The 12,621-nt window shown below is 74.3% G+C and carries 10 protein-coding genes and 1 riboswitch; of the genes, 7 read left to right on the top strand and 3 right to left on the bottom strand.

The features are described from left to right. The first annotated feature begins 24 nt into the window (after positions 1 to 24). Positions 25 to 828 (top strand): IclR family transcriptional regulator, encoded by an 804-nt coding sequence (locus ACIP93_RS18320; protein ID WP_345219603.1) that lies wholly within the window; start codon positions 25 to 27, stop codon positions 826 to 828. A 47-nt stretch (positions 829 to 875) separates the two neighbouring features. Here the strand turns inward: ACIP93_RS18320 and ACIP93_RS18315 are convergent, their stop codons facing one another. Both ACIP93_RS18315 and ACIP93_RS18310 read right to left on the bottom strand, forming a co-directional pair. Then, positions 876 to 1,697 (bottom strand): hypothetical protein, encoded by an 822-nt coding sequence (locus tag ACIP93_RS18315; RefSeq protein ID WP_401760117.1) that lies wholly within the window; start codon positions 1,695 to 1,697, stop codon positions 876 to 878. A gap of 92 nt (positions 1,698 to 1,789) precedes the next feature. Then, positions 1,790 to 3,676, bottom strand: a complete 1,887-nt coding sequence (locus tag ACIP93_RS18310) for an APC family permease (RefSeq protein ID WP_401760115.1) — start codon at positions 3,674 to 3,676, stop codon at positions 1,790 to 1,792. Between the two features lie 361 nt (positions 3,677 to 4,037). Beyond that, positions 4,038 to 4,167, top strand: a riboswitch (TPP riboswitch). Positions 4,168 to 4,579: 412 nt separating this feature from the next. Here ACIP93_RS18310 and thiD point away from each other — a divergent pair. Genes thiD through ACIP93_RS18295 form a run of 3 tightly spaced genes read left to right on the top strand, consistent with a single transcriptional unit; the run spans position 4,580 to position 7,472 of the window. Next, a complete protein-coding gene (gene thiD, locus ACIP93_RS18305; RefSeq protein WP_401760112.1) occupies positions 4,580 to 5,389 on the top strand; it encodes a bifunctional hydroxymethylpyrimidine kinase/phosphomethylpyrimidine kinase in 810 nt (269 codons plus the stop codon). Between the two features lie 5 nt (positions 5,390 to 5,394). Then, entirely contained in the window at positions 5,395 to 6,093 is a 699-nt protein-coding gene (gene tenA / locus ACIP93_RS18300; RefSeq protein WP_345219599.1) for a thiaminase II, read from the top strand. Next, entirely contained in the window at positions 6,090 to 7,472 is a 1,383-nt protein-coding gene (locus tag ACIP93_RS18295) for a purine-cytosine permease family protein (protein WP_401760109.1), read from the top strand. The genes tenA and ACIP93_RS18295 overlap by 4 nt, the downstream gene beginning before the upstream one ends. A gap of 69 nt (positions 7,473 to 7,541) precedes the next feature. On the opposite strand, the gene ACIP93_RS18290 is transcribed toward ACIP93_RS18295, so the two are convergent. Beyond that, positions 7,542 to 8,243 carry a hypothetical protein gene (locus ACIP93_RS18290; RefSeq protein WP_401760106.1) on the bottom strand — a complete coding sequence of 234 codons (702 nt, stop codon included), beginning with the start codon at positions 8,241 to 8,243 and terminating at the stop codon, positions 7,542 to 7,544. Positions 8,244 to 8,544: 301 nt separating this feature from the next. On the opposite strand from ACIP93_RS18290, the gene ACIP93_RS18285 reads away from it, so the two are divergent. The 3 genes from ACIP93_RS18285 to ACIP93_RS18275 all read left to right on the top strand — a co-directional run bounded on the left by ACIP93_RS18285 (position 8,545) and on the right by ACIP93_RS18275 (position 12,421). Next, the gene (locus ACIP93_RS18285) at positions 8,545 to 9,264 is read left to right on the top strand and encodes a hypothetical protein (RefSeq protein ID WP_401760103.1); all 720 of its coding nucleotides are present in this window, start codon (positions 8,545 to 8,547) and stop codon (positions 9,262 to 9,264) included. Between the two features lie 450 nt (positions 9,265 to 9,714). Further along, entirely contained in the window at positions 9,715 to 11,010 is a 1,296-nt protein-coding gene (locus ACIP93_RS18280; protein WP_401760100.1) for an MFS transporter, read from the top strand. Positions 11,011 to 11,089: 79 nt separating this feature from the next. Continuing rightward, complete coding sequence (locus ACIP93_RS18275; RefSeq protein ID WP_401760097.1) at positions 11,090 to 12,421, top strand: non-ribosomal peptide synthetase; 1,332 nt, start codon at positions 11,090 to 11,092, stop codon at positions 12,419 to 12,421. The last annotated feature ends 200 nt before the right edge of the window (positions 12,422 to 12,621 follow it).

Below are 12,621 nucleotides of genomic sequence, written 5' to 3'. Positions count from 1 at the left end.
AACGGCTGGCTGGAGGAGCATCCTGTGCCGCAGAAGGCGAGAACCCCGGCGGGCGAGACGGCCGTCGAGCCGGCGGGGGTCAAATCGGCGCGCCGCGCCATCGAGCTGCTGGAGACCTTCGCGGCCAACGGCGCCTGGCTGTCGCTGTCCGACGTGCAGACGCGCACCGGCTTCCCCCGGTCGAGCCTGCACGGCCTGCTCCGCACCCTGCTCGACGCCGGGTGGCTGGAGGCGGACGCCCACTCCGGGCGCTACCGGCTCGGGGTCAGGGCGCTGATCTGCGGCACGGCGTACCTCGACCGGGACCCGGTGATCCCGTACGCGACGGAGGCGCTCGAACTGGTCCGCGAGAAGAGCGGGTTCACCGCGCACTACGCGCGCCGCGACGGCGCGGAGGTGGTGTACCTGGAGACGCGCGAGTCGGTCAGGTCCACCCACCTGGTGTCCCGCGTCGGCCGGACCCTCCCCGCGCATGCCACCGCCCTCGGCAAGGCGCTGCTCGCCGAGCTGACGCACGAGGAGATCGAGGCCGTCCTGCGCGGCCCGCTGACGGCGCTGACCCCGAACACGATCACCTCGGTCGAAGCGCTCCACGCCGAGTGCGCCCTGACCCGGGAGCGCGGCTACGGCGCCGAGACCGAGGAGGGCGGACTCGGCGTGCGGTGCGTCGCCGCGGTGGTCCCGTACCGGATTCCCGCGACGGACGCGATGAGCTGTTCCATGCCCGTCGACCAGGTCACCGACGCCGACGCCGCACACGTCGGCGAACTGCTCGCCGAGGCCGCCGCGGATCTGGGACGACGCCTGCGGCGTGCGGGAATCCGCTGAACCGCCCTCCCCCGGGGCCCGTCGTCCCGCACGCGGACCGGCCCCGCCTACGTCCGCGCGAGGCCCTCGGAGGGGTCCGGCAGGACGGCGACCAGGCGGTCGCTGAACGTGCGGGGCGGCCGGGCGGACCCCTTCGCCCGGTGGGCGCGTAAGCCGGGGTCGGTGAAGGTGAGCAGGAGGGACGGGCAGGCCTCGGCGGGGACGTCGGCGTCCTCGGCCGAGCAGGCGATCACGTCGAGGGGGGTGCGGCCGGGGCACACGGCCTCGGCGGGCACGTCCACTTTCAGCAACAGGCGCTCGCCCGGGGCGAGTCGGTGCACCCCGGAGGCCGGGGGTTCGGCCGGTGCGGCGTCCGGTCCCTCCTGGACGACCGTCGCGGTCAGGCCGTCCGCCGAGGCGCTGAGACCCGACCCGAACGGTGCGACCACGTCCACCGTGCCCCGGCCCGCGAAGAGCGGAGCCGCCGTCCGCAGCGGCCGCTCCCCGGCACGCAGGGCGGCGAACACCGTCAGCGACACGCCCGCGCCGGCCCGGCCGGCGGCGGCCGTGGGTTCGGGACCGTTCGTGGTCCACGAGAGCACGGTCAGCGCGGGCTCCCCCGACCGCTCCCCGGCACCGCGCGCGGCGGGACGCACGTCCCCCCGCAGGCCGCACCGCGACAGCCTGGCCGTCGCCCCGCCGGCGAGCTTCCGGTCGGGACGCGGCGCGACGGCGGGCGCGGGCCCGCCCCCGGCACCCGCACCATCGCGGGAGGAACGTTCCTCCCGCGCCGCGAAGTTCGGCAGTCCCACCAGGAGCAGCAGGGTCGCGGTGAAGACCGCGAGGATCAGCCAGGACCGGGGACTCAGGCCCCGGAAGTGTCGCGCCACTGTTCCCCCCGCTCGGCCGGCGTCCGAGGATTGTGCCAGACCGCAGGCCGGGCCCCGCGACGGGCGGGTTCCCGTCGTCCGGGCGCCTCTGGTCAGTCGAGGCGCAGGCGCAGGCGGCAGACGGCCGCGTCGGTGTCCCTGCGGACGGCGTGGGCGACGACCGCGCCGCGCTGGTTGTGCAGGAGCCGCTGCCAGAGGTGCGCGGGTTCGGCCTCGGGGATGAGCACGGTGAGGCGGGTCCCGGGCTCCGCGCTGCCGAGCTTCTTCGCGTACGAGGCGACCGGCCGCCCGACCGTACGGCGCTCGGAGGTCAGCGTGACCAGGGGGACGCCGGGGTTCCAGCGGGCCCAGTCGCGTTCCAGGGCCTCGGTGCGGGCGCGGTCCTCGGCGTCGGGGTGGCACACGGTGACCGCGTGCACCTCGTCGCCGAGGGACACCGCGGCGCCGAGCGCCTCGCCCGTGAGCCGGGACAGCGAGGAGACCGGAACGAGCACCACGGACCGGGCGCGGCGGGGGACGCGGGGAACGCGGCCGACCTCCAGGCGCGCGCCGATCTCCTCGTACGCACGGCGCACCCGTGCGAAGAGCGCCGTCAGCAGCGGCAGGGCGACGACGATCAGCCAGGCGCCGTCGTGGAACTTCGTCGCCGTGACGACGACCGCGCTGACGCCGGTCAGCAGGGCGCCCAGCCCGTTGAGCGCCGCCTTCCCGGCCCAGCGCGGCCCGCGGACCTTCCGCCAGTGCAGGACCATCCCGCCCTGCGCGACGGTGAAGCCGATGAACACGCCGATCGCGAAGAGGGGCACGAGGGTGTTGGTGTCGCCGCCGGACAGGACCAGGAGGACGGCGGAGACGACGGCGAGGGTGAGCACGCCGTGCCGGCGGACCTGCCGGTCGGCCTTGAGGCCGAAGACGTGCGGGAGGCAGTGGTCGCGGGCGAGGAGCTCGAGGAGTACGGGGAGCCCGCCGAAGGAGGTGTTGGCGGACAGCGCGAGCAGGGCGACGGTCGCGAACTGGACCAGGTAGAAGGCCCAGTTGTGGCCGAGGGAGGCGTCCGCGAGCTGGGCGAGGACGGTGACGTCCGCCACGGGCTGGAGGCCGAACCGGGAGATGAGGACGGCCAGGCCGATCAGCATCACGCCGAGCAGCGCCCCGAGGGCGACCTCGGTGCGCTGGGCGCGGCGGGCGGCCGGTGCGCGGAAGGAGGGGACGGCGTTGGCGATGGCCTCGACACCGGTGAGGGCCGAGCAGCCGGACGCGAAGGCCTTCAGCAGCAGGAGCGCGCCGACGGCGGTGGCGTCGTCGCCGAGCACGGAGGCGTGGCCCGCCGACGCCGCGACGGAGACCGGGGCGTCCCGCGTCAGCCCCGCCACGATCATGGTCAGGATCGAGCAGACGAAGACCGCCGTGGGGACGATGAACGCCCGGGCGGAGTCGACGATGCCCCGCAGGTTCACGGCGGTGACCAGGACGAGCACGGCCAGGCACAGCCACAGCCGCTCCTCGTGCAGGGCGGGGAACGCGGAGGTGAGGGCGGCGACCCCGGCGGTCACGGCGACGGCCACGTTCAGGACGTAGTCCAGGACGAGGGACGCGGCGGCCAGCAGGCTCGTGCGGGCGCCGAGGTGGGCCCTCGCCACCGCGTAACTGCCGCCGCCGTCCGGAAAGGCGGCGATGACCTGCCGGTACGAAGCGACCAGCACGGCGAGCAGCACGGCGATGCCCAGCGTGACGGGAAGCGTGAACCCGAGTCCGTGACCGCCCGCCGCGGCCAGCACCAGGACGATCGCCTCGGGTCCGTACGCCACCGACGCCATCGCGTCGAGGGACAGCGCGGCGAGGCCGGTGACGGCGGTCAGCTTGTGGCGGGAACCGGGGTCCGCCTGGGCGCTCCCCGCCGCTCGCGCACCGGGAGAGCTCTCGGCGCGGTCCGGGGGCGGATGCTCCACGGAGCAGGGGGACAAGGGGCTGGCGGACATGGACGTGCTCCTTCGACGCGAGTGCGCCCAGCATCGGTACGGCTCGGGCGGCGGCCGGCGTTCCTGGCGCGTTCTTGCCGGTCAGGGCGGCTGTCTTCACGGATTCTTGATCCTTGCGCCGGCTCTGCGGTCCGCGGCGGCTGCGCGGTCTGCGGTCCGTGCCTGCTCTGCGGTCCGCGGCGGCTGTGCGATCTGCGGTCCGTGCCTGCTCTGCGGTCCGCAGCGGCTGCGCGGTCTGCGGTCCGCGCCGACTGCGCGGTCTGCGCGGTCTGCGCCGTCCGCCGTCGGCCGGACGGCGAACGGGGCGGCCGGGCCGGTGCCCCGCGTGCGAACTCCCGTTCGCGGGGGAGGTACATTGCGTAGCGACCACCGCGGGAGCTCGGGAGCAGCCGGGCTGAGAGGGCGGACGGGAGTTCATCGCTCCCCTTTTCGCCGACCGCATGAACCTGGACCGGGTAATGCCGGCGTAGGAAGGGTGTTGACGATGGCTCCTGTCTCCGTACCTGGCCGATACGGCCCCGCTGTGTCCCCCGACGCCCCGGCGGACGTGATCGCGTCGCCGCGGTCGGCGGCTCTCCTGGTGCGGGCGGCCGGGTCCGTCAACCCGGGCTGAGAGCACGGGTTTCGACGGGCCGTGCGGTGAGCGGTGGCGTGAGCTCCGCCCGCTGAACAGCCCTCGCCCGCGCGCGGGGGGACTCCCCCCGCTCCCATTCCCGACGCCGCCCCGCCCGCATGGTGCGGGAACCCCCGTCGGCCCTGCGTGGCCGTCGGCGGAATCGGCACGGCTCCCCGGCGACCGCCCTCCCAGAGCGCGGCACGGCCATGCGGGCAGCGCGACCCCGTGGCCGCGGCCCCTTATCCCTTCCCTGTCCCTGTCCCTGTCCCGAGCCAGGAGTTCGTCCTGTGACCACCCCGCCCATCGCCCTCACCATCGCCGCCAGCGACCCCTCCGGGGGCGCCGGCATCCAGGCCGACCTGAAGGCGTTCTCCGCCAACGGCGCCTACGGAACAGCGGTCCTGACGGCCCTGACCGCGCAGAACACCCGGGGCGTCACCGGCATCCACACCCTTCCCCCGGAGTTCGTCACCGAGCAGCTCGACACGCTCTTCGCGGACGTCGCGGTGGACTCGGTCAAGATCGGGATGCTGGCCGACGCCGCCGTCGCCTCGGCCGTCGCGGACGCCCTGGAGCGCCACCGGCCCCGGTACGTCGTCCTCGATCCCGTGATGGTGTCGACCAGCGGCCACCGGCTCCTGGAGACCGACGCCGTGGCGGTGCTGCGCGACCGCCTGCTGCCCCTCGCCGACCTGATCACCCCCAACCTTCCCGAGGCCGGCGACCTCCTCGGCGCCGCCGCCGCGCACAACCGTGCCGAAGCCGTCGAGCAGGCCCGAGCCCTCCTGGCCGCCGGCGCCCGGCGCGTCCTCCTCAAGGGCGGCCACCACACCCACGACACCGAGTCCGTCGACGTGCTCGCCGCCGGCGACCGCGTCACCGAGATCTCCGCACCCCGCGTCACCACGCGCAACACCCACGGCACCGGCTGCACCCTGTCCGCCGCGATCGCCGCCCTCCGTCCGCAGCACGACGACTGGCACACCGCCGTCCGCGCCGCGAAGGAGTACCTGACCAAAGCCCTGCGCGCGGCCGACACCCTGCGCGTCGGCCACGGCCACGGCCCCGTCCACCACTTCCACCAGTACTGGAGCTGATCCCCATGCCCACGACGCCCACCCCCTTCTGCGACGAACTTTGGGCCGCCGTCGCCGAGATACGCGCGGCCATCGACGAACTGCCCTTCGTCACCGGCCTCGGCGACGGCACCCTGGACCGGGACAAGTTCGTCTACTACCTCGCCCAGGACGCCCACTACCTGCGCGACTACGCCCGCGCGCTGGCCGGCGCCGCCGCGAAGGCGGACCTGCCCGAGGACATCGCGTTCTTCGCGCAGCACGCGCACGACGCCATCGTCGTCGAGAGCTCCCTGCACCAGAGCAACGTCGTCGACGTGGACGCCTGGACGCCCTCCCCCACCTGCACCGGGTACACCTCCTACCTGCTCTCCGTGGCCCACACCCAGGGCTACGCCGAGCTGGCCGCCGCCGTCCTGCCCTGCTTCTGGATCTACGCCGAGGTGGGCCGGGCACTCCTCGAACACGCCGGCGACCTCGCCGCCCACCCGTACGGCGACTGGATCGGCACGTACGCCGACGACGAGTTCGAGGCCGCTACCGCGAAGGCCCGGAGCATCGTCGACCGGCTCGCCGGCCAGGCCGACCCGGCGACCCGCGCCCGGATGCGCACCGCCTTCACCACCGCGTCCGCCTGGGAGTGGATGTTCTGGGACGCCGCCTGGCGCGTCGAGTCCTGGCCCTTCGACCTCTCGCCCGCCCCGGCCGCGGAGCCCGCGAAGTGACGACGAGCACCGGACCCGCCCCGGGCACGGCCCCGGCCAACGAGGCTCCGCTCACCCTGGACCAGCCCACGCCCAGGGTCCTGTCCGGCTGGGACCAGGGGACCTTCTGGGCCAACCTGGGCGTGAGCCTGCTCGGCTTCAGCGGTGTGCTGGTCGTCCTCGACCCCCTGGGCACCGGCAGGCCGACCCTGTCGTTCGCCGCCGCCGTCACCGCGTCCGTCGTCGGCACCCTGATCGGCACCTTCGCCCTCGGCCTCGCCGCCGTCACCGGGGCCCGCACCGGCGCGCCCTCGATGGTGCTGCTGCGCGGCCTGTTCGGGGCGAAGGCGTCGTATCTGCCGACCGTCCTCAACGTGCTGCAGATGGTGGGCTGGGCCGTCTTCGAACTGGTCGTCATCTCCACGGGGCTGAAGATCCTGGCCCGCCAGGTCTTCGGCGAGCCGGGGCCCGGCTGGCTGTACGTCCTCGTGGCGGGCGCGGTCACCACCGCGCTCACGCTCCGCCCACTGGGCGCGCTGCGCGTCATCCGCCGTTATGTGACCGTCGCCGTGGTCCTGGCCATCCTCTACCTGGGGTGGGACCTGGCCGGGCGCGGCGTCCCCATGGAGGGCGGCTCGTGGAAGGACTTCTGGTTCGCCACCGACAGCGTGATCGCCGTGTCGATCTCCTGGCTGCCGCTGGTCGCCGACTACGCGCGGCACTCCCGCAGCGAGAAGGAGGCGTTCGGCGGCCTGGTGGTCGGCCAGACCCTCGCGGGCATCGCGGGCTCGGTCCTCGGTGTGGCCGCGCTCGCCATGATCGCGTTCGACAGCACGGACCCGTACAAGGTCTTCGACCCCTTCACGGCCACCGGTGTCGGCGTGGTCTGCTTCGGCGTCCTGGTGCTGCGCGAGGTCGACCAGTCCTTCGCCAACGTCTATTCCACCGCCGTCTCCGCGCAGAACCTGCTGCCCCGGGCGGACCGGCGCGTCCTGTGCCTGATCAGCGGCGCCCTGGCCACCGGTCTCGCGCTCCTGGTGGACATGGACAGCTTCGCCGGCTTCCTCTATCTGATCGGCGCGGTCTTCATCCCGATGTTCGCCGTGCTGGTCGTGGACTTCTTCGTGCTCGGCGGGCACCGCGACTGGGACGTCTCCGAACAGGCCCCGACCCGCTGGGTCATGCTGCTGCCCTGGGCCCTCGGCTTCGCCACCTACCAGCTCATCGCCCCGACGGGCATCGCGGGCTGGTCCGACGCCTGGGCCTGGTTGCAGGGCGCGGTGGGCCTCACCGTCCAGCCCTGGATGAGCGCCTCGCTGCTGTCCTTCGCGGTGGCCGCGCTCACCACCCTCGCGGTGGGCCGCGGGCACCGCTCCCGTCACCGGACCGGTGCCGGGTGAGGGCGGTTCCGGCCCGGACGTCGGCGCGGTGTGCCCGGTGCGGGCGGCGGACCGCGCGGAGGCCGTTCCTCAGTCGGCGTCCGGCGCTTCCGCGGTCCGGTCGCGCGGGCGGGGCGGGCGGGTGACCGGACTGCTCAGTCCGCTCCCGGGCGGCAGCCGCCGGGCGAGGAGGGCGAGCTCCGTGCAGGTGTCGAAGTACTCGGCCCGGTCGCGGAGTTCCTGGTTGCGCACGTCGTCCTCGCCGTCCAGGAAGAGGGGAATGCGGTAGCCGACGACCTGGCCGAACGCGGGGGCCCCCGCCTCGGGCACGGCCTCGCACCAGTGGGCGTACGCCTGCCGCGCGAACGGATCGGGTTCGGCGTCCTCGTCGGCCGCGGCGGTGAGCCAGCCGTCCAGGCCGAGTCCCGTGGCCAGGCCGGTGCCGCTGCCGGGGTCGACGACGAGGACGGGCCGGTCCGCTTCCCCGTCCGGCCCCCGCACGTCGAGGGCGATGTCCAGGGCGAACTCCCTGCCCTGCCAGTCGAAGGCGAAGGGGTAGAACCGCTCCTCGACGTCCGGGACGAGCCGCGTGCACGCGAGGTACGCCTGCCGGGACGACGCCGGGGTGTGGACGCGCAGCAGCCCGCCGGCCAGCGTCGCACCGGCCAGCTCCGCGAACAGGCCAGCCAGCGGGGGCGGTACGTACGCCTCGTCGTCCGGGTCGGCGGAGATCGCGGCGCCGGTACCGGGGGCGGTGACGGGGAAACGGCCGAGGAATGCGGCGAGAGGCATGGGAGGGCTCCTTCACCGGTCGCTTGACGTCCGCGGGCCTCGCGGGCCGTGCGGACCCGGGGACCGGGCGGGCCCGCGGGCTCCGGCGACCGGGTACCCGCCACGCCCGGCGCTCACCCGTCCCGGGGCACCGGGCCCGCCACTTGTTGTCAGGATCACATCACACATGCCCGGATTCCGGCGCAGGGCGGCACGCACACCGCCACAATGAGGGCCGGAACCGGTGACCTCCGCCCCCTGGGGGAATCCTCGGCGCACACCAGCCGGAGGAGAACTGTTCCTCCGGGAAACGGAGTTGGACATGTCGGCAGCCATCAGTCCGGGTCGAGCCGTTCTTGCCGCCGCAGCCGCCGCCGTGCTCCTGGCGGGCTGCTCCGAGGAACCGCCGCCGGCGCTGGAGTTCGGCACGGCGAAGCCCTCCGGGCCACGGCTCGACGCGCAGGCCCCGAAGGGGGGTTCGCTGCCGCTGGCCCAGTGGCCGGACGCCTGCGAGGTGCTCCGAGAGGAGGAGATCCGCGCGATTCTGCCGCAGGCGAAGGACTTCCAGCGGAATCCGATCAAGGTCTCCGTCCTCAACTTCAACCCCCTCGCCAAGCCTGCCCCCGGGACCACGGGAGAGGTGCCCAAGGGCGGCTGCGAGACCGAGTTCGGGCTTCCCAGCACGTACGAGAGCAAGCAGAACAGCAGGATCACCATCGTCTTCCAGGGCCTCGCCGACCCCGCTCTCGTCGCCGAGGAGTACGCGGAGGACCTCGCGTACGAGGTGAAGAACGGCACCAGGTCCAACGCCAAGGGAGCCGAGCCGTTCAAGGACTTCAAAGCCTCGCTCGGGCCGACGGGCTGCTTCACGAAGCGCTCCTCCGGACTGGTCTGCCACCAGGGTCCCTACGCGTTCGAGGTGGACGGCTCCTCGACCGCGGACGGCGTCGGCCCGTACGCCGAGTCCAGCAAGAACTGGCGCGAGAAGGTCCTGATCCCGGTGGTCCGCACCCTCAGCGCCCGCATGCCAGGCGGCGCGTGACGGGCACGGCGTGACCGGTGCCGGTCGCGGCATGACCGATGCCGGTCGCGGCATGACCGATGCCGGTCGCGGCGTGACCGGTACCGGTCGCGGTTCCCCGACCGGAGGGCGCGGGCCCGGCCGAGGGCGTTCCGCGGCCGGGCAACTCCGGACGGAAGGCGGGGCGTTGAGGTTGCCCCGGTGATCATCTTTCGATCTCCGCACGGCACCGCATGACTACTTTCGGACATACGCGCCTACGATGCGTGATCGACCCGTTCCGGTCCCTCCGGAGGCGTGCACGGCCCCGCCGCAAGCCCTCCCTCCCGTGCGGCACATCCTCACCGTTCATCTCCACGTAGCCCATATCTGCCAAAAAATTTGCGGAACTTGGGCCGATCGGCAGGAAGAACGACCGAATTTCTCCGTTCTCTTTTGACTCTGGATCTTCCTTTCGTGAAGGTCTCGTGCATGCCCACCTCATCTCCCGCCGCTTCCCGCGGCCTCCTGCGGCTGCGCGACTTCCGCCTCCTGCTCGCCGGGGCCGCGGCCGGTCAGGTCGGCGCCCAAGTCACTTTGGTCGCCCTTCCGTTGGTGGCGGTGCTCGAGCTCCGTGCGCCCGCCTTCCAGGTGGGCCTGCTCACGGCGGCCGAGACGGCCGCGTTCCTGCTCATCGGACTGCCCGCCGGCGCCTGGGTGGACCGGATGCGCAAGCGCGCGCTGATGATCCGGGCCGACGTGGTGCGGTGCGCGGCCATGGCGAGCGTTCCGCTCGCCGCGCTCGCCGGTGTGCTGACGATGGCGCAGCTGTACCTGGTGGCGCTGGTCACCGGTGCCGCCACGGTCTTCTTCGACGTGGCGCACCAGAGCTATCTGCCGCAACTCCTGCCCAGGGAGCGCCTGGTGGCGGGCAACGGCGCGCTGGAGACCGTGCGGTCCTCGGCCCAGGTGGCGGGTCCCGGGCTGGGCGGCGGTCTCGTGCAGGCCGTCGGCGCGCACCTGGCGATCGTGGCCGATGCCGTCGGGTACGCGGTCTCCGCGCTGTTCCTGCTGGCCATCCGCACGCCGGAGGACAAGCCCGCACCCGTGCCGGGGTCCTCCGTGCGCAAGGACGTCGCCGAGGGGCTGCGGTTCGTGTTCGGCAGTCCGCTGCTGCGGGTCATCGCCGCCGCGACCGGCCTCGGCAACTTCTTCAGCGCGATGCTCCTGGCCACCCAGACCGTGTTCCTGGTCCGCGTGCTGGAACTGCGGCCCGGTGCGGTGGGGTTGATGCTGTCCGCGTCGGCCGTCGGCGGGCTCGCCGGCGCGCTGTGCGCGGGCAGGCTGGCACACCGGCTGGGGCAGGCCCGGCTGATCTGGCTGTCCTGCCTGGTCACCGGCCCGTTCGCGGTGCTGTGGCCATTGGCGGGCAAGGGGGCGGAGGCCGTTCTGTTCGCGGTGGCGTCCGCCGTGGTCTTCTTCGGCGCCGTGGTCTACAACGTGGCCCAGGTGAGCTTCCGTCAGATGCTGTGCCCGCCGAGGCTGTTGGGCCGGATGAACGCGACGCTGCGGTTCCTGATGTGGGGCACCCTGCCGCTGGGCGCCGTGGTGGGCGGGACCGTCGCCGACGCGTTCGGGGCGCGCGCCGCGCTGTGGGTGTGCGCGGTCGGCTTCCTCCTCGTACCCCTGCCCCTGCTGCTGTCGCGGCTGCGGGGCATGCGGGACCTGCCGGACGCGGAGAGCGAGCCCGTGGACGAGGCCCCGGCCGCGTCGGGGGCCACCCGCTGAGTCGGCTCTCCCCCCCCCCAGCCCCACACCCCCCGCTCGAACCTGTCCGAAGACCTTCCGAGTTCCGAGAGAGGATCCCGTGCACCGCAGCATCACCGGCTCGTATCTGGACCGCTACCAGCGCCTCGCCGGGGGCGGTGACGGCGCGGACCTGCTGCCCGTCACCGGCGCCCAGCGCCGCTTCGTCCTGGTGCGGGCCATGGACCCCACCGGGCGGCCCGACACCGTCCCCCTGTTCTTCGCCTTCCCGTCCGGCAGCGTGGACGCCGGACGGCTCCGGGACGCGGCCGAGCACCTGGCCGCCCGGCACCCGGTGCTGCGCGCACGGGCCGGGGTGTTCCGGGGGACGCCCGTACTGCGGACCACTTCGCCGTCCGTACCGCTGGAGGAGGTGCGTCCGGCCCCCGGCGAGGGGGTGCGGGACGCGCTGCGCCGGGCGCTGGGGGCGTGGCACCCGGACGGGCCGCCGCTGCGGCTGTTCCTCGCGCGGGACACGGGCGTACGGGACACGGGCCTGCGGGACGCCGACGCGAGGGACGCGGGCGAAGCGCACCCGGCGGAGGACGTGGTCGCGGTCGTCCTGGACCACGCCGCCTGCGACGGGCAGTCCCTGGCCCGCATCGTGGCGGACCTCGGCGAGGCCTACCTGTCCCGGCTCGGCGCGTCCGACGTACCGGCGGACGAACAGGCCGCCGGGCTCGCCGAGTACCGGGAGGCGGTCCTGCTCCAGTTGGAGGCGGAGCACCGGGCCAGCTCCCCGGACGCCCTCGCGTACTGGGGGGAGCGGCTGCGCCCGGTGGGCGAACGCGCGCCCCGGTCCGGCAGGCCCCTGCCCACCGGCGCCGCCGAACTCGACGTCGCAGGCGATCCGTCGGGCGTCCCGTTCGCCACCCTGCTCGACGCCTGCCGGTCCGCCGCCCGCGTGCTGTACGGCGCGGGGCACGTGCCGCCGATCGGCTATCCCTGGGGCGGCCGGCCCGCCGGGGCCTCCCCCGTGGTGGGCTGCTTCCTCAACACGGTGGTCTTCCCCGCCGGTACGGACGAGGCGCGCCCCGCCCCCGAGCTGACCGCCACCCAGTGGTGGGACGACCTGGACCGCGCCGACACCCCCTTCGACGAGGTCGTGCACGCGGCCCGCACCGCCGGGTCCCGCTGGTCGGGGGCGCTGGACGGCCTGCTGACCGTGGACGACGCCCGCCGCCGGCCCGCGCTGCGCCTGGGCGGGGTGACGGGCCGCGAGACGTACGTCGACGGGCGGCCGGTGCGGGCCCCGTTCGCCGTCTCCGTGGTGCAGGGGCCGACGCTGCGGCTGCGGATGGTATGGGACCGCGCCGTGCTCGACGACGATCTCGCCCAGGACGCGTTCGCCGCGCTGGCCGGGGAACTGCGGGCGGGGCTGCCGGTCGGCTGACCCACCGCACGCCTCCCACCCCTCCACCCCGCACCCCGACACGACCTCACGACTTCACGACTTCGCTCCGGCGGACCCCGCGCGACCCGCGGGACCGCCGAAGACCGCCGGGCGGCCCGGGTGACACCGCGCCGCCGCCCACCGGGCGCAGGGCCCGCATCCGTGCCCTCCCGCCCTCCTGTCCCACGACCCGACAACCC

This window comes from Streptomyces sp. NPDC088745 (assembly GCF_044751045.1).
In the GTDB taxonomy this organism is placed as follows: domain Bacteria; phylum Actinomycetota; class Actinomycetes; order Streptomycetales; family Streptomycetaceae; genus Streptomyces; species Streptomyces cremeus.
Note: the sequence above shows the minus strand (reverse complement) of the source record. Positions and strands in the feature narration are given on the sequence as shown.